Source organism: Enterococcus sp. NPDC086594 (assembly GCF_044746145.1).
Taxonomy (GTDB): domain Bacteria; phylum Bacillota; class Bacilli; order Lactobacillales; family Enterococcaceae; genus Enterococcus_D; species Enterococcus_D entomosocium.
Map to the genome: position 1 here is coordinate 41,488 of NZ_JBIVBP010000015.1, position 17,335 is coordinate 58,822.

At 46.2% G+C, this 17,335-nt stretch carries 18 protein-coding genes and 1 riboswitch; of the genes, 1 reads left to right on the plus strand and 17 read right to left on the minus strand.

Going from position 1 to position 17,335, the window contains the following annotated elements:
* Window position 1: 1 nt before the first annotated feature.
* The 11 genes from rsmB to ACIPK1_RS15530 form a co-directional block, all read right to left on the minus strand.
* Window positions 2-1,360: a 16S rRNA (cytosine(967)-C(5))-methyltransferase RsmB gene (rsmB, locus tag ACIPK1_RS15480; RefSeq protein WP_086332808.1), complete on the minus strand. Its 1,359-nt coding sequence runs from the start codon at window positions 1,358-1,360 to the stop codon at window positions 2-4.
* Window positions 1,350-2,303: a methionyl-tRNA formyltransferase gene (fmt, locus tag ACIPK1_RS15485; protein ID WP_042890360.1), complete on the minus strand. Its 954-nt coding sequence runs from the start codon at window positions 2,301-2,303 to the stop codon at window positions 1,350-1,352. Before fmt ends, rsmB begins: the two co-directional genes overlap by 11 nt.
* Window positions 2,296-2,787, minus strand: coding sequence for a peptide deformylase (gene def, locus ACIPK1_RS15490; protein WP_005230314.1), 492 nt, complete (start codon window positions 2,785-2,787; stop codon window positions 2,296-2,298). Before def ends, fmt begins: the two co-directional genes overlap by 8 nt.
* A 10-nt stretch (window positions 2,788-2,797) precedes the next feature.
* Window positions 2,798-5,200: a primosomal protein N' gene (gene priA / locus ACIPK1_RS15495; protein WP_400451288.1), complete on the minus strand. Its 2,403-nt coding sequence runs from the start codon at window positions 5,198-5,200 to the stop codon at window positions 2,798-2,800.
* A 128-nt stretch (window positions 5,201-5,328) separates the two neighbouring features.
* On the minus strand, window positions 5,329-5,634 hold the full coding sequence (rpoZ, locus tag ACIPK1_RS15500; RefSeq protein WP_005232977.1) for a DNA-directed RNA polymerase subunit omega: 306 nt from the start codon (window positions 5,632-5,634) through the stop codon (window positions 5,329-5,331).
* 5 nt (window positions 5,635-5,639) lie between these two features.
* Window positions 5,640-6,254 carry a guanylate kinase gene (gene gmk / locus ACIPK1_RS15505; protein ID WP_005230308.1) on the minus strand — a complete coding sequence of 205 codons (615 nt, stop codon included), beginning with the start codon at window positions 6,252-6,254 and terminating at the stop codon, window positions 5,640-5,642.
* Between the two features lie 124 nt (window positions 6,255-6,378).
* The gene (locus tag ACIPK1_RS15510; RefSeq protein WP_005230307.1) at window positions 6,379-6,660 is read right to left on the minus strand and encodes a hypothetical protein; all 282 of its coding nucleotides are present in this window, start codon (window positions 6,658-6,660) and stop codon (window positions 6,379-6,381) included.
* A 13-nt stretch (window positions 6,661-6,673) separates the two neighbouring features.
* Entirely contained in the window at window positions 6,674-7,558 is an 885-nt protein-coding gene (locus ACIPK1_RS15515) for a YicC/YloC family endoribonuclease (protein ID WP_301388513.1), read from the minus strand.
* Window positions 7,559-7,585: 27 nt separating this feature from the next.
* Window positions 7,586-7,801: a YdbC family protein gene (locus tag ACIPK1_RS15520; RefSeq protein WP_005230288.1), complete on the minus strand. Its 216-nt coding sequence runs from the start codon at window positions 7,799-7,801 to the stop codon at window positions 7,586-7,588.
* The gene (locus tag ACIPK1_RS15525; RefSeq protein ID WP_301388512.1) at window positions 7,794-9,458 is read right to left on the minus strand and encodes a patatin-like phospholipase family protein; all 1,665 of its coding nucleotides are present in this window, start codon (window positions 9,456-9,458) and stop codon (window positions 7,794-7,796) included. Before ACIPK1_RS15525 ends, ACIPK1_RS15520 begins: the two co-directional genes overlap by 8 nt.
* A gap of 75 nt (window positions 9,459-9,533) precedes the next feature.
* Window positions 9,534-10,250, minus strand: a complete 717-nt coding sequence (locus ACIPK1_RS15530) for a class A sortase (protein ID WP_194188618.1) — start codon at window positions 10,248-10,250, stop codon at window positions 9,534-9,536.
* A gap of 231 nt (window positions 10,251-10,481) precedes the next feature.
* On the opposite strand from ACIPK1_RS15530, the gene ACIPK1_RS15535 reads away from it, so the two are divergent.
* Window positions 10,482-11,270 carry a hypothetical protein gene (locus tag ACIPK1_RS15535; protein ID WP_005232973.1) on the plus strand — a complete coding sequence of 263 codons (789 nt, stop codon included), beginning with the start codon at window positions 10,482-10,484 and terminating at the stop codon, window positions 11,268-11,270.
* 55 nt (window positions 11,271-11,325) lie between these two features.
* On the opposite strand, the gene thiT is transcribed toward ACIPK1_RS15535, so the two are convergent.
* From thiT to ACIPK1_RS15565, 6 genes are all read right to left on the minus strand, one after another.
* On the minus strand, window positions 11,326-11,898 hold the full coding sequence (gene thiT / locus ACIPK1_RS15540; protein ID WP_008381706.1) for an energy-coupled thiamine transporter ThiT: 573 nt from the start codon (window positions 11,896-11,898) through the stop codon (window positions 11,326-11,328).
* A gap of 52 nt (window positions 11,899-11,950) precedes the next feature.
* Window positions 11,951-12,052, minus strand: a riboswitch (TPP riboswitch).
* Between the two features lie 181 nt (window positions 12,053-12,233).
* Window positions 12,234-13,208, minus strand: a complete 975-nt coding sequence (locus ACIPK1_RS15545; RefSeq protein WP_008381705.1) for a ribose-phosphate diphosphokinase — start codon at window positions 13,206-13,208, stop codon at window positions 12,234-12,236.
* Between the two features lie 116 nt (window positions 13,209-13,324).
* Complete coding sequence (glmU, locus tag ACIPK1_RS15550) at window positions 13,325-14,698, minus strand: bifunctional UDP-N-acetylglucosamine diphosphorylase/glucosamine-1-phosphate N-acetyltransferase GlmU (protein ID WP_034871957.1); 1,374 nt, start codon at window positions 14,696-14,698, stop codon at window positions 13,325-13,327.
* Between the two features lie 177 nt (window positions 14,699-14,875).
* Entirely contained in the window at window positions 14,876-15,700 is an 825-nt protein-coding gene (gene purR / locus ACIPK1_RS15555; protein WP_008381701.1) for a pur operon repressor, read from the minus strand.
* Window positions 15,701-15,851: 151 nt separating this feature from the next.
* Window positions 15,852-16,682 (minus strand): metal ABC transporter permease, encoded by an 831-nt coding sequence (locus tag ACIPK1_RS15560; RefSeq protein ID WP_005230272.1) that lies wholly within the window; start codon window positions 16,680-16,682, stop codon window positions 15,852-15,854.
* Window positions 16,655-17,335, minus strand: a complete 681-nt coding sequence (locus tag ACIPK1_RS15565) for a metal ABC transporter ATP-binding protein (protein WP_005232967.1) — start codon at window positions 17,333-17,335, stop codon at window positions 16,655-16,657. The genes ACIPK1_RS15560 and ACIPK1_RS15565 overlap by 28 nt, the downstream gene beginning before the upstream one ends.

Sequence of the window (17,335 nt, forward strand, 5' to 3'; positions counted from 1 at the left end):
GTTACTTTTTGCGTAGACAACTGATAAAAAAGCCATCTGTCATAAAATCTTGCGGATAGATCGTCAACATATCCTCTTGAACAGCTTCGGCTGCCAGCGGTCCTACCGCAAGAGGCATTTGCTCAAATTCAGGATGGTCAGCGAGAAACGCTGCCACGACTTGTTGATTTTCTTCCTCTAGAATCGTACATGTGCTGTAGACCATTATACCCGATTTTTTCAAGGTTGGGGCGGCACTTTCCAAAATCTCTCGCTGAATCCGCGGCAAGCGTTGGAAATCGGCCTCCGTCTTGCTATATTTGATGTCCGGCTTACGGCGCATCAACCCTAATCCAGAACAAGGGGCATCCACTAAGATGCGATCAAATTGTTCGGGGGCAAAGGTTTGAGCCGTCTCTCGGGCATCCATCACGCGGGTTTCCACAACTGCTTCTACGCCTAAACGTTGGGCATTTTGCTGAATCAGCTTAACTTTATGGGCATGGATATCCAGTGCTGTCACTTTGCCGCCCTCTGCGGCAGACAAGAAGGCAGCGATATGGGTCGTTTTGCCTCCTGGTGCGGCGCACGCATCCAATACTTGATGGTCCCGGGCTACTTGTAAAACGGGGGCAACCAGCATCGAACTTTCATCTTGGATCGTCAGTAAGCCTTCTTTGTAGAGGGAAGAGCCCGCCATAAAGCCTTTGTCAGCCACAACCCCATAGGGGGAAAGCTCACTTGGTCGTGCGTCGATGCCTTCTTCTTGCAACCGTTCGATCGCTGCTGCTTGCGAGATGCGCTGCAGATCGATACGACCACTGGCATGATTGGGTTCAAATAAGGCATAGCCCAGCTCACTGGTTTCTTCGATCCCAATTTGTTTGACTAGTTTCTTCGTTAGCCACAGGGGCAAACTGATTTCCGTTGCTAAACGTTCCATTGGGTCTTTGATCAATGCCAAGTCTGGCACTCCTTGTCGTTGGATCGTGCGCAGCACGCCATTGACGAATTTACCGGTTCCCGGATTGCCTTTGGCTTTCGCGATATCCACGGCTTCATGAATGATGGCATGGGCGGGTACTTTATCGAGATACAGCATCTGATACAAGGAAAGCCGCAGCAGCGTTTTGACCCATGGATCGACTTTGCGGGCATTTTTAATAAACCGGTCCAAATAATAATCCAATAAAAGCTGACGACTGATGGTGCCGTACACCAATTCAGTCAATAAGCGACCGTCTTTGTCATTTAAACGCCCTTGATTCATCAATTCCCGCAGCAGTAGATTGGAATAAGCACCGCCTTTTTCGATTCGCAACAACGCTTCTAGTGCCACAAAACGCACTGTATATTGTATGTCTCCAAGATTACGCTTCATAGGTACCTACCTGATCCCCTTTTTGAATCTGTTGTCCACTGCCGTTTAAGAATGCAGCAATGTCTTGTCGGCCTTTTCCAGCTGGCTGCAATTCATCGATAGCCAATACCGTGCCTTCCCCACAAGCGATCAGCAACGTTTTTTTCGTCCGTTCAATGATCGTTCCTGGTTCGGCTGTCGTCGTTTGCTCCAGCGGTGTTACTTGCCAAAGTTTCCAGCGGTTGCCATTTTGTGTCGTAAAGGCGATCGGCCATGGTCGCATGCCTCGGACTTGGGCATCGATTTGCACCGCCGTTTTCTGCCAGTCGATGGCTTCTTGTTCACGGCTGATATTTGGTGAAAAGGTGACTTTTGCTTCTTCTTGCGGGACAGGCTGCAGCTCTCCCGACAAGATTTTCGGCACAGTTTCCAGCAGCAAGTCTTTGCCTAATAGGCTCAACTTATCAAACATCGTCCCCACATCATCTTGGGCCGTGATGGGCAAATGAGCTTGAGCAAAAATACCGCCAGCATCCATTTTTTTGATCATTTCCATGATGGTTACACCCGTTTCTTGCTCGCCTTCCATGATGGCATAATGCACAGGTGCTCCGCCCCGATATTTCGGTAGTAGGGACGCATGAACGTTGATAGCGCCATACTTCGGTACTTCTAGTAAAGCACTAGGTAAAAATTGGCCGAAAGCTGCCGTGATCAGCAGATCAGGTGCTAAAGCTTGAATTTGCTCCATTTCTGGTGACCCACTGATTTTTTCTGGTTGTAAAACCAACAAGCCATGCTTCAACGCCGCTTCTTTGACGGGTGTCGGAGTGATGGTTTTTTTGCGACCGACGGGACGATCCGGCTGGGTCACGACTGCTGCCACTTCATAGCCGGCTTCAAGCAAGCCTTCTAAAATTGGGACGGAAAACGCCGGGGTACCCATAAAGACGATTTTAGTCATTTTCATGTTCCTCCATATACTTTTCTAAGTCTTCTTCAGGAATGCGCTCGACGAGCTTGTCGACAAACAGCACGCCATTTAAATGATCGATCTCATGCTGCATCGCACGCGCCAAGTAGCCGAATGCTTCCACTTCCATTTCTTCTCCTTCTCGATCGAAATAGCGGACAGTGATCTCGTCTGCTCGTTTGACGGTCCCAAAGGTGTGGGGAATACTCAAGCAGCCTTCCACATCAAGGGATTCACCAGAAGAAGCGATGATCTCAGGGTTGATCATTTCAAAGCGATCGTCTTCTTCGACTTCCACGATCGCCACTTGCAGGTTTTTGCCGACTTGCGGTGCGGCAATACCGATCCCGTCATGGGCGACCATCGTTTCATAAAGGTCGTCTAGTAGCTGAACGAGCTCATCGGTAATTACTTTGACGGGTTTTGCTTGCCGACGAAGACGTTCATCGGGGGTGATAATAATAGGATAACGCATATTTTCTCCTCTAAATAAAATTCAACGGCTCTTGGTCAATCGATACGTACAATCCTTTGCGCTGATCGATTTGACTTTGATCCAACAGACGGGTCAACAAAGCAGTTAGCTGCGGTTCATTTTTGTATTTAATGATCAATTGGTAGTAATAACGGTTTTTCACCCGCAAAATCGCACTTGGTGCCGGACCCAACAAAATACTTCGCGGTGACAGCTCCTGCTGCAGATCCCGCGCGATCGCAAACATCTTCTGAGCGGCGACTTGCTCTTCGGGATGGCTGCAGGTGATTTTGACGGTGAAATAATACGGTGGATAACCGCTTTGGTGCCGCATCCACATCTCTTTTTGATAGAAATCTTCGTAGTCTTGCGACTGCGCCAACTGGATGGCATAGTGCTCAGGGTTGAATGTTTGGATCACCACTTCGCCGGTTTTTTCCGCCCGACCTGCCCGACCACTGACCTGAGTCAGCAGCTGGAACGTCCGTTCACTCGAACGAAAATCTGGCAAGTTCAAGGCGGTATCGGCATTCAAGACCCCTACCAGTGTGATATCAGGAAAATCCAAGCCTTTGGCGATCATTTGGGTCCCAAACAAAATATCCGCTTTTTTCTCCCCAAACAAGGTCAAGATTTTTTCGTGGGCGCCTTTTTTGCGGGTGGTATCGACATCCATCCGTAAAACCCGCGCTTCGGGAAACAGTTCCTTCAACTCTTCTTCCACTTTTTGCGTGCCCGTTCCGTAATAACGAATCTTGTCTGCATTACAGTTGGGGCAACGATGGGGGATGTGTTCTTCATGTCCGCAATAATGACAGCGCATCGTTTTGGTATCCATATGGAGCGTCAAGGAGATGTCGCAATTTGGGCAAGGCAAAACATACCCACAATCGCGGCACATCACGAAGGAAGAGTAGCCGCGCCGATTCAGCAGCAAGACGATCTGTTCTTTCCGGGCCAAGCGGTCTGTGATTTTTTCCTGTAACGGACGAGAAAAAGTTTGATACTTTTTATTGGCAAATTCGGTACGCATATCCACGACTTCGATCTGCGGTAATTGCGCACTGGTTTTTGCCCGCTGATTCAATTTCAATAAGCGGTAGACTTCTTTTTGGGCCCGAGCACGAGATTCTAATGACGGCGTCGCACTGCCTAACACCACTGGACAGTGATGGTACTGGCTGCGCCAAATCGCTAAATCTCTCGCATGATAACGAGGGGCTTCATCTTGCTTGTAGGAAGCTTCGTGCTCCTCATCGACGATGATGACCCCGATGTTTTTCAACGGAGCAAAAATCGCCGAGCGGGCGCCAACCACCACCTGCGCCTCCCCACGTTCGATCTTACGCCATTCATCGTATTTTTCACCTTGGGACAAGCCGCTGTGTAAAACAGCCACTGCGTCGCCGAGACGGCTTTTAAAGCGTTCGACCATTTGCGGGGTCAAAGCGATCTCCGGTACGAGCATGATCGCGGTTTTGCCTTGTTTCAGCAATTGGGCGATCGCTTGCAGATAGACTTCTGTTTTTCCACTGCCGGTGATCCCTTCCAGTAAAAAAGTCTGCGCCTCTTGGTTATCCGCACAAGCAGTGATTTGCGCTACTGCAGCTGCCTGTTCTTCATTTAATTCAAGGGGGACCGTTTTTTGAAATTGACGGTCTTTGTAAGGATCACGGTAGGCTTCAACTTCCGTAAAGGTCAGCCAGCCAGCTTCTTGCGCTTGGTTCAAAGCCGCGGTGGAAATCCCTTGTTCGGTAAAAAAGGAAACCGGCAAGCGGGCTTCCTCTGTCAAAATCTGTAAGATTTCCAGCTTGCGTTTGGCCCCTTTGCGCAGCTGTTGCTGGACGGCGGGGATTTCTGCTGGCTCGATCTTGCGTTCAATATAACGGGTCATTTTCGCTTTGTTTTTATTTTTCACGAGGTACTGCAGTTCAACTACTGCGGCTTCCCGCAAAGGCTTCAACTGCGGCAGCAGCCCTGCACTTTCGGCAGCTTGCCAGCTGAGGATGCCGTCTTCGGGAAAATATTCTTTGATGGGATGATTTCCTTCGAGTAAAACGATCTGCTTTTGGTACTCGGCTTTCATCACACTAGGCAGCATCGTCTGCAAGCAAGTAATCTTAAAGGCAAAGGTCGTTTCCTTCATGTAGTCGGCTAATTGGAGAAGTTCTTCATTGACGACAGGCGACAAATCCAACAAACGAACGATTGGTTTTAAGGTCTGTTGCGGTTCGGCAACTTCTGAAAGCCCGACGACGAACCCTTGGATATGGCGGTCGCCTTTGCCAAATGGCACTTCGACCCGCATTCCTGTCTCAATGGCGGCTTGTAATTCTGATGGGATCAGATAAGTAAAAGGCTGATCGGTCTGCATCGTGGGAACATCCACGATCACTTCTGCTATGTACGCCATCTCTTCTCCTCCTTTTAGGTTCTATTTTACTAAATGGGCTGGGGTTTGTCTGTACCCCTTACAAAAATTTAACCATCGCCATTCAAAAGAAAAAGCCAGAACACAGGCGTGCTCTAGCTTGCTTTTGTCTATAGCTTTTGTTCGTCGCGGATACGCGCTTCTAATTCTTTTTGTTCTTGGTCTTTTTGCGCTTTGCGCTCTTCTTGTTCCATTTTCAAACGGGCCCGTTTGATTTCTGGATGCGGATCATTAACGACTAATTCCGCTTCGATTTCTTCAAGTGCTTGACCCACACTTTTCACTGAATCAAAGTTTTCTAGCGTTGCTTGCGCACCGGCATCAAGTTCATGCGCCCGTTTGCTTGCTAAGATTACTAATGAATATTTTGAATTGACACGATCCAACAAAGAATCGATTGAAGGTTTTAACATCATTTTTCTTACAGCTCCTCTAACATTTTGATATAGGTTCCGATCACTCGGTCAACGCGAAAATGTTCACTCGAAATAATTTCGCGAATTCGTTGGACTGCCTTAGGTACTTCATCATTGACAACGGCATAATCATACAAAGCCATCATTTCGATTTCTTCACGGGCGACACGCATCCGTTCATCGATCACTTCGGCAGAGTCGGTTCCTCTTCCTGTAATACGAGAGCGTAATTCTGCCAGATCAGGTGGCGTCAGAAAAATAAACACACCATCGGGAACTTTGTCTTTTACTTGTTTTGCCCCTTGCACTTCGATCTCTAAAAACACATCTTTTCCTTGATCCAATGTTTGTTGGACATAAGATAATGGGGTGCCATAATAATTGCCGACATATTCGGCGTATTCCAGCATTTCACCGGCTTCGATCAAGGCTTCAAATTCTTCCCGCGTGCGGAAATAGTAATCGACCCCTTCCACTTCCCCCTCGCGTTTTTGACGAGTGGTCATTGAAACGGAATATTGAAAATCGTTGTCGTCACTCTCAAAAATTGCTTTGCGCACGGTCCCTTTCCCTACTCCGGAAGGTCCTGATAAAACTATAAGTAATCCTCGCTCTGACATAATGACGTCCTTTCACTGACATTTGCTTAACGTCTATTTTGCACTTTTTTTCAGCAACTTTCAAGAACTACTTTATTATAATGGGAATTTCATGAAATTGCTAGTCTACACTTCGGCTGCTTTCTTAAAAGCCCATGTTGCTTAAGGTATTGATGACCCCTGCTAATTCGTCTTTGGCAGTGATCGCTTTTTCGGTCGGATCCGTCACTTCTTGGCAATCGATACGTACGATGTACCGACGATTTAAAGAAACAGCTACGCCATCAACTAGTAGATGAAGAAAATCCGGCTCGATGGCTACGCAGGCATCTTCCCACGCAGAGAAATTCTCTTTATCAGAGGGAATACTGCGCTTGATGACATTTTTTCCGCTCAGTTCGTGAAAGGTGATATCGTAATATTTCATTGGTTCATTCCTCCTACTCGATGTTTTGAACTTGTTCTCTGATTTTCTCAATGATCGTCTTCATTTGGACGACACTGTTTTTGATTTGGATCGGACTTGATTTTGAGCCAATCGTATTGACTTCTCGGTTCATCTCTTGGATCAAGAAATCCAGCTCTCGACCTATCGGCGTCTCAGCTGCCAGCAGCTCCGTCATCGTCGTTAAATGGATACTTAAACGATCCAGTTCTTCGTGGATATCGCCGCGTTCTAATAAAATCGCCAACTCTGTCAGTAAACGATCGCGATCGACTTCTTCCCCTAAATAAGCAGTCAGTTTCTTTTCAAAGCGTTCTTGGTAGTCCGCCTCATAGAGGGCCACGAATTGTTTGAGTTCTGTCAGCTTTTCCTGCAGCTGTCGCTGGTTTTCTTGCAAGATCTGCAGAATACCTTGCCCTTCCACCCAGCGGCTTTGATCGATCGCTGCCAGCGCTTGATCTAATGCTTCCATCACGCCATCGGCCAAGGTGCTTTCTTCTGGCTCTTGATCAGAGATCGTTAGAAAAGCCTCATGGAGCAGGAATTGTTCCAGCAATGCTGCTTTGGGCAGCTCTGCTAGGTCAAAACGGTCTTTGGCTTCGGTATCGATCTCCTTCATGAAACGTTCCAGCAAGTCCCATTGGATCTCGATCTGTTTCGTATTTGCGGTTTTTTCTTTTAACGTCACATACAGTTCGATCCGCCCCCGCTGGAGGGTCTGCTTGATCGACTGCCGTAAAGCACCTTCTAGAGGATTCAATTGTTTGGGCATTCGCAGCTGCAGGTCCAAAAAGCGCTGATTGACACTTTTGATCTCAATTTCGATCTGCACATCTGGCGTTTCTGCACTGCCTTTGCCAAAACCAGTCATACTTTTCATTTGATCACTCCTCACCGTTTTGCTTTCTTACATGGAAAGCAGGGCTTTTTTAAGTTCTGCAAATTCTTCATTGGATAAGGTCACGCCTTTGCCCATCTTCTCATGCTCTGGACCCCAATCTCTCAGATCAAATTTTGGCGGACGCCCATTCCAGCTCACCAAATTCAATTCTTTGCGCCAGCCTCTTTGATTTTCCGAAAGCACGGCGATCTCTTCGACGATTTCATACGAAAATTTATCCATTTTCTGCTCCTTTCAAAAGATAGTGACTATACGCTGCCATCAAAGCAGTCAGCGGGTAACGCCGGCGAATCTGCTGAAGGGCGGGCAAATTCAATTGCTGCGTCCGATAAAAAAAGAAAAAGCGGTTTTGCTCGGACAAGACAAAAAAACGGTCGCGATAATAACTCAGCCACTCGGTGATCGACCAGGCATCGGCTTCTTCCACTGCCTTTAGCGCAATTTTCTCAGCTAAAGCCGTTAGAATCGTTTCCTGCTCATAAATCACCGTAGGCGCTAGATACAATACTTTCGCGGTACACTCTATCAGTATACGCCCCCACTGCTCAAATGGCACATCCTGTTGATAGAATTTACGCATTTTTTTCCAAAATTCTTTTTTCTTTAGTTCCTGATAAAGCAACGGGTCTGTCTGGCGTAGCTCTTTCAAAAAGCCCCGCCATAACGGCTGAAAATCAACCGTCTTTTCAAAGGTATACCAATGGCCTTGGTATTTGCCGAACACTTTCAAGGTTTCCAAATAGCCCAAGGTCATATTATCCAGCGAACGCTGGGCATCAAAAACCAAAAAGCTGCCTAAGGACCAAGGAGACCCTAACGAAAGTTGCGCAGTTTCTTCCGTCAAAACCGTCCTTTTATTGATGCCGGGTCCTTGGACATCCACGGTGATACATTCCGTTGCCCCTTGCTGTAGAGCGACATCGATGGGCAGGTTATTGCGATAGCCGCCATCGATATAATAGGCATCATTGATTTTTTGCGCCTGCATCGCTGGATAAAATGAGGCTGATGCCAATAACCAATGCAGGTTTTCTTCTACTGCTGATGGATCAAAGGCATAAACCGTCTCCTTGAAATTTGGCAGACGAGTCGTACAGATCAGCAAACGACAAGCAGTTTGGCTGAATTTTTCTTGATCAAAGGTCTTTTGCAAAAGCTTTGCCAAGGGTTCGGTACTGGCGCCGTTGCTTTTGACCGCTTCACGGACCAGCGAGTTGGCTTGATTCATCAAATCCCGCAGTGTTTGGGCTCGTACCGAAGCAAGCGGATAGTGCAATACTTGCTCGCTGGAGATATTTGCCCATAAATCGACGGCCGCTTCCACATCGTTCATTAAAATCAAGGCACCATTCAACGCACCGACGGAAGTTCCCGTGATCCATTCAAAGGTGATGCCCCGTTCTTGCAGCGCTTGCCAAACCCCGATTTGATACGCCCCATGAGCACCGCCACCGCCTAAAACCAGCGCCGTCTGATAAGATAGCGCTCTTTGATACCCTTGAGGGACCACCTGATACCCTTGCTGGATAAACCACTCAGCCAAGGGGGGCCGATGAGGAAGCTGCCACAAGACGGCTGCTACAAAGCGACTGCGGGCGAAGCTTTCTGTCACGGCCAGCAGTTGTTTCCAAGTAAACTCGGCGGCCGCTTCCACCAGCAGATTGGTGATGGTCAGTGTCTTTTGGTCAAAATCAAACTGCCCGGCAAGGTAAAAGCGGCCATAACGGCTGTCGATCTGCCAGCCCTGCTGCGCCATGTCGGCAAGAAAGGCTCGTCGCGCTTTTGAGTGCGACTCAAAAAAGGAAAAGACGAGTCGGCTTTCTTGAAACCCTGCCCTTTGTGCAAGAAAATCGATCGAAGTCAGTTTTTTCTCTTTCATCAAGACGCCTCCTTAAGCAAAAAAGAATAGACGAATGACACGCCAGCTGCCGTACCACTCGAGCTATTCTTTTGATTAAAATGTTCGTTGTGCCATGTTGAATGCTGCCAACATCTCATCCGTTGCTTCGTCGACAGGCGTTACAGATTCCAGATCACCTTGGATCACACGACGGGTGACACCGCCCATTTCCCCACAGGTGATCAGCGTGATCATTTTGCGGCCTTCTACTTCGTCAAGCAAATAAACATCGGTCGGGTCGACCCGCACAGAAGAAGTCGCAGTATACGTGTAAATATTTTCCAGATCGGTCACATAGATAGCCGCCCCGATCGCGACATCATCCAATGGTGTAAACAGGAGCTCTGGCGATTGAGCGCGATGGCTAGCTAACGCGTAATTGCCTTCCCCCATTTTTTGGGTGGGACTTAACGTACCAGCACCATACAGCAAGGCCTCGTTGGCCAAGCCTTTAAAAATCGGCAGATTGATCCCAACACTGGGAACCGCCACGCCGCCGATCACTGGCAAAGCTTTGTTGCTCAGCTGCGCCCGTAAGACTGCTTCTGAACTTGCCGGCTCCACGGCATCAAAATCAAAGGTCGCTTCCGCTTCCATGTTTTTTTCCACATCACTACGATCAATGGTGCCGACTGCGTATGCTTCACCTGTTTGTTTAATAAAATAATTTTTGATTTGATTATTAAAAATCAATGCTAAACCAATCAATAACAGCACAAGCAAAAAGAGATTGCTCAGCCAATTCGAAAGTCTGCTTTTCTTTTTTCTCATAGGTTCTCGTCTCCATTAGTTTCTTCTTTTATCATACCAAAATCCTCATAAAGACGCCAATTTTGGCCAGTTTTTTTACGAAAAGACAAGATTTGCCTTTTTTTGTCGAAAAAGGGAACTTAAAAATTGTTTTTTCTGTTATTTTGTAATATAACTTTAAACGAAAAGATACAAGCAATTTTCAGCGCTTTGTTGTAGAATGAACTTAGTATATAGGAGGGATCGATCGGCATGTCTAACACGATTTACGTACATATTGATACAACCAGCAATGCCGTCTTGACCCGCGGGCTTGCCCCCCAAGATTTTAACAAGAGCATCGTCCATCAGCCCAAGAATTTGCTCTTGCTTGATCCTTCCAGTGATTTCGGCGAATTCGACGGTCATACGGGCTTAAAAGTGATACGCGGAATGGAAGATGTCCAACTGTTTTTTCAGCAAATCAACAAAGGTCGCATTGCCGAAGAAATGAAGTGGATCGATTTTAATGATTACGAGATGGTCAAAGAATTGACGCCTTTAGAGATCTCCGAATTGTTATATTTTGGCCACATGAAGACACACCTCCACTCCCCTTTCTTTTACAAACTGCAAAATAACTTTGTTTTCTTTGACTTAAAAGATGCACGTTCCCGCGTTTATTATCGTTACTTAGATGAGTATTACCGAATCTTGGCGGATCGGATCACCCGCATCGTCTTAGAAAAAATCAATGATCGCCTCTCCTTTTTTAAAAAAGCAACACCGGTGGAAAAACTCGATTTTAATTTGCTGAAAGAGTTGCGGGGAATCATGCAAGAAGGCATCGTCTTCTGTCTGACACAAGAACAACTGATCGATAAAACTTATACGATTCCGATCTATCTGTCAGAAGATGCTGGCTTGAAAAGCACATTGGTCAATCAAAAAGAGTTAGATCAAATTGCAGTTTTGCGCTACTCAGCCAGCAAAAAAAACTGGTCGTTGGAAATTGATCAAGAAGATTTGGCTTTTGGCTTTTTCGACAAAAAAATGTCTTGATGCTTCTCTTTTTCAAAGAGCATCAAGACATTTTTTCATGGTTCCATTTCTAAAACTAAGCTTTAGGCACAAATAATTTCGGGGCTGCCTTAACTAAGAGACCTAATACAACGCCCACATAAACGATATTGATGATGACCGATGTTCCATTGAAGATCAAGGAATACAGATACGGACTTTGTCCTTCTGGTGCGTACATTCCCCAGACAAAAACCCCTGCCCAATAATGCCAAAACCAACGGCTAATCACCGCCACGATGCCCCCTAAGACGACATACCACGTAACGGTTTTGCTGTTTTGACGGATCGCTTGCTGGATTTTATTAGCAAACAAGCCGCCCATCCCGCCAAAAGCAAAGGCAAAGGGATATTCAAAGATGATCTGTGGAACGGTGATAAAGTTACGCATGGCGCTACCAATCAAAATATTCAGCAAGCCCCACATAAATCCCGCCGTCATTCCCGGCAGCACCCCGCGACGATACGAATACAAGACCAAGGGCACGAGCCCTAGAGACAAGTCGATACTGGAATTGGCTGTCTGGATCGGGATATACGACAAGACGACCCCGATAGCAGCAATCATCGTTCCTTCCGTCCACACTTGCAGCGACATTTTTCGTTTCAAAAAAAACTCCTCCTTTAGAATCATCACAATTCACAAAGGAGAAGTGTTAGACACTTCAACTCGTCACAATTCCTACGTTCGCATGATCGAAACAGGTACGAAGGGTTTAGAGTACTCTCATTCTCAGCCTTTGCAGACTCCCCTTTGTGATTAGATTCTATTTTATTTTGTGCTTGCGTTTCGCAAGTCACTTTCAAGAATACCATAAATTGGTGAAAAGAAACATGACTGCGATCGTTTTTTCTAAAAACATCCTGAAACTCCTCAGAAAAAAACAACCAATGAGCGGTTAAAGACCGACCATTGGCTGTTGTTCTCATGCTTATGAGGCACGATTAAATTGATAATTTTGATTCAAACAGTGGACTTACTGGTTTGTTCTCATGGATTCGTTTGATCGCTTCGCCCATCAAGGCACCAACACTAATCTCATCGATTTTTTTCGACTTACGGTCTTCTGGCAAGTAAATCGAATCTGTCACAACTAGATGCTCAATGGCCGAATCTTCGATTCGTTCCAAGGCAGGTCCTGACAAGACAGGGTGAGTACATGAGGCGTAAACACTTTTGGCACCTGCTTGTTTCAACGCATTCGCAGCCAATGTGATGGTACCAGCAGTATCGATCATATCGTCGATCAAGACACAAGTTTTGCCTTCAACATGACCAATGATATTCATGACTTCCGCTACGTTGGCTTTCGGACGACGTTTGTCGATGATCGCGATTGGTGACTTAAGAAACTCAGCTAATTTGCGGGCACGAGTCACGCCACCGTGGTCTGGTGAAACGACTACGACGTCATCGCCTTGAATGCCTCTTTCCAAGAAGTAGTTGGCGATCAATGGTGCACCCATCAAGTGGTCAACTGGGATATCAAAGAACCCTTGAATCTGTGAAGCATGCAAATCCAGTGTAACCATACGGTTCGCACCGGCTTTTTCGATCATGTTTGCTACAAGTTTTGCGGTGATTGGTTCTCTTGATCGCGCTTTGCGGTCTTGTCTTGCATAACCATAATAAGGCATTACTACATTGATCGTCTTCGCACTGGCGCGCTTCAAAGCATCGATCATGATCAGCAATTCCATTAGGTTATCGTTTACAGGGCTGCTGGTTGATTGAATCACGTAGACGTGGGCACCACGAATACTTTCTTCAATATTCACTTGGATTTCACCATCGCTAAATTGTTTGACTGAACACTTACCTAATTCAACACCTACTGCAGCTGCGATTTTTTCCGCCAAAGGACGATTTGAGTTCAGAGAAAAAATCTTCAATCTTGGATCAAAATAATGATTTGACATGAGAACCTCCACTTTCTTTGCGTTCATCTAGAAAAAAATGACTCCTTTTTACTAGAATCTTCTTCCTAATAAATAGTAGTCATTTTTCCTTAAGAAATCAAGTCATTTCGCTATTTCTAATTTAGATAAGGTAACTTTTTCGCGTAATCCGCTTTATTTTCCTGACGGGCGCGGGCAATCGCCATACTGTGTTTAGGAACATCTTTGGTGATCGTTGAGCCAGCAGCGATCATCGTTTCCTCTTCGATGGTCAAGGGTGCAACCAGATTAGACCCGGAGCCGATAAAGCAATTGTCCCCGACAGTCGTTTTAAATTTGCTCTTGCCGTCATAATTAACAAAGACTACACCGCAGCCGACGTTGATGTTTTTGCCTAAGGTTGCATCACCGACATAGGACAAGTGTCCGACTTTGGTGCCTTCACCAATCGTCGCATTTTTGATTTCCACAAAGTTACCGATATGGGCATGGGCCAAAATTTCCGCATTGGGGCGAAGGTGGGCATTGGGACCGACATCGGCGCCATCATGAATGATGCTCTCCTCGATCGTCGATGCCTTGATCGTCACTTGGTTGCCGATCTTGCTGTCTTCAATTTCAGAAGCTGCCGTAATGACACAGTCTTCTCCGATCGTCGTCTGCCCTTTGATGATCACACCGGCTTCGATCAAGGTATCTGAACCAATCACAACGCCTTCGTCGATATAAGTCGTCGCCGGGTCGATCAAGGTCACGCCGTTTTGCATGTGTTGACGGTTGATCCGCTGGCGCATCAAGCGATTGGCTTCGGCTAAGGCGATGCGGTCGTTGACTCCTAAAGATTCATGGAAATCTTCGGTTTGATAAGCAGCGATGATTTTGCCGTCTTCCTTTAAGATCTCGATAATATCAGTCAAGTAGTACTCCCCTTGAGCATTGTCCGTATCTAATTTTGCCAAGGCGTCAAATAACAATTCATTGTCAAAGCAATACGTGCCTGTATTGATTTCTTGGATCAGTGCTTCTTCGGTCGACGCATCTTTTTGCTCGACGATTTTTTCCACGATGCCGACATGATCCCGTACGATCCGGCCATAGCCCGTTGGGTCTGCCGCTTGTGCCGTCAAGATCGTTGCCGATGCATTTTTCCCTTGATGGTAATCGAACAAGTTATTCAAGGTTTCCGTCGTCAATAACGGCGTATCCCCACTAATTACTAAGGTCGTGCCTTTTTTGCCCTTTAAAAATGATTCGGCTTGAACGACAGCGTGACCGGTACCTAATTGTTCGGCTTGTAAGGCGTAATTGGTGCGATCCCCCAGTTGCTCCTTGACCATTTCCGCCCCGTGACCAACGATCGTCACGATCTCTTCAGGATTTGTTTCCACCACTCGGTTCATGATGTGCTCCACCATTGGCTTACCGCAAACCGGATGTAACACTTTATATAACTTCGATTTCATGCGCGTGCCTTTTCCAGCCGCTAAAATTATTGCAAAACGTGCGTCCACGTATTCCACTCCTATCAATCTGAACGATTTTTGTTCATTGAATTTCCTATAAACAGTTTAGCCCAAGTACTTGTAAATTTCAACGATTTAAGGAATCCCCACCTAGACCAATCAAAAAAAGACTGGCAGCCGCCGTTCGAAAAACAGCTGCTTGCGCCAGTCTAAGAGCCACAAAAATCAGGCTTTTTTCTCAAAATAATTTCCCGGTACTACCGAGATCGTTTTGGTCTGGGTATCGACATCTTCAACATACAGCAGAGAGCTGTAATCGCTGATGGCCCGCTTGCCTTTGAATTTCGTTTCGGCAAAAACCGTAATACCGACTAATTCGGCCTCAAATTCTTCAATCAAGCTCTTCATTCCATTGACCGTGCCGCCGCCTTTCATAAAGTCATCGACCACCAATACTCTAGAGCCGCGCTTTAAGCTGCGTTTGGATAATTCCATTTTTTCGATCCGCTCTGAAGAACCAGAGACATAATTGACACTCACGGTCGAGCCTTCAGTGATCTTGGAATCACGACGCACGATCACGAAGGGAACATTCAAGTAGTAAGAGACTGCTTGAGCAATCGGAACTCCTTTAGTAGCAACGGTCATCACCGCATCGATTTGTTCGCCTAAATATTTGGAAGCGATGATGCGGCCGACTTGGCGCAGCAATTCCGGTTCGCCCAATAAGTCAGATAGATAGACATAGCCGCCAGGCAACAAACGGTCTTGCTCAGACAAGCGTTTTGCCAGCCCTTCAACGTACGCATATGCTTCTTCTTCAGAAATTTCAGGCACAAAAAAAACACCGCCAGCAGCGCCTGGCACGGTATCAAGAATGCCTGTTCCTCGTTCTTTAAAGGTCTTTTTGATAATAGATAAATCTTCGCTAATCGATGATTTTGCAGAGGCATATCGTTTAGAAAAGAAGGACAATGAAATCAATTCATGGGGATGATTCAACAAGTAATGTGTCATATCGATCAGTCGTTCACTTCGACGTATTTTCACACCGGACAACTCCTTTAGTTTATTCGCCTTATTATAAGGCTTTTTCGGGATAAATGCGAGCATTATCTGAAATATTGCTTATATCGTTCGGTTTTGATTAGAGTTTAAAAAAAAGAAACGAAAATTCTTCGTTTCTTTTTCATAAAGCCCTTTATTTGAGGCGTTGTTTTCGTTGCACGAGGATCACGATGCGTTTGATCAAATTGATTACTAAGAAAAGAGCGATAAAAACCAGCGTAATCGTCGCTCCCGGTGGTGTGTCCAAATAAAAGGAACTGGTCAAACCAGACATCATCCCAATCATGCCGATCACGACACTGATCAAAATCACCGCGTTGAAGCTTTTGCCTAAACGCATACTGATGGCAGCTGGTAAAACCATGATCGCAGAGATCAGCAATGCACCCGCAATCGGGATCATCATGGCGATTGCCACCCCCGTCAAGACATTAAAGAGCATCGACATCACTCGCACAGGCAAGCCATCGACATGAGCGGTATCTTCATCAAAGGTCAAAATGTACATGGGCCGTTTGAATAAGAAAAATAAAGCAAAAACGACTAAAAACAAAAAGCCTAAGATCCAAACTTGCTCTTGTGTGATCGTAACGATCGACCCAAACAAATACGATTGGATACTCGTTGCGGAGTTTCCACCGCTAAGGTTCATCAAGACGAGGGCTAACGCTAAACCGCCGGACATCAAAATGGCGATCGAAATCTCTGAATAACTGCGGTACAGTGTTCGCAAGTATTCCAAAATGATTGCGGCAATGACTACGATCAATAGCGTCGTCAAACTCGGATTTAGATTTAGAAAGAAGCCTAGTGCCACCCCTGCTAAAGAGACATGGGACAGCGTATCAGCCATCAATGACTGTCGTCGAATCACAAGAAAGACCCCTAGCATTGGTGCGATACCAGCAATAAAAATCGCCGCAAGAAAAGCTCTTCTCATGAATTCATATGAAAGCAGCGCCATGGTGAATCCTCCTTCCGCACTAAACGGATCTGACGGTCCGCATATTCTTTGATATCTTCGTGATCATGAGTGATCATCAAAATCGACTTGCCGTGGTCATGAGCATTGTGCCGCAGCAGTTCATAAAACAGATTGCGGGATTGTTCATCCATCCCCGTAGTCGGTTCATCTAAAATAAATAAATCAGGATCCGTGGCAAAGACCCGTGCCAAGCTGATCCGCTGTTTTTGGCCACCGGACAACTCACCGATCCGTTTATGACGCACGTCCCACATCCCGACGGCATCTAATGCACGGCGGACATGTTCATGGTCTCGTTTCGTCAGTCGCTTGAACCAACGATCTCTTGGGTAGCGGCCTGATTGGACCAATTCCAAAACGGTGCTGGGGAACCCGACGTTAAAGGAAGCAATCTGCTGAGGAATGTAGCCGATGCTTAATTTTTCACCAGCTGCATTCTTGGTCGCCAAGGTGACTGCACCTTTAGAAGGTTTCAACAAACCAAGGGTTGCTTTGATCAAAGTAGATTTTGCCGCCCCATTTTCGCCGGTCAAAATCACGAATTCGCCGTCTTCAACAAAGTAAGAAATGTCTTCCAAGACGGGCTCATCATCATAATAAAAGGTCAAATCTTTTACATCGATATAACGCAC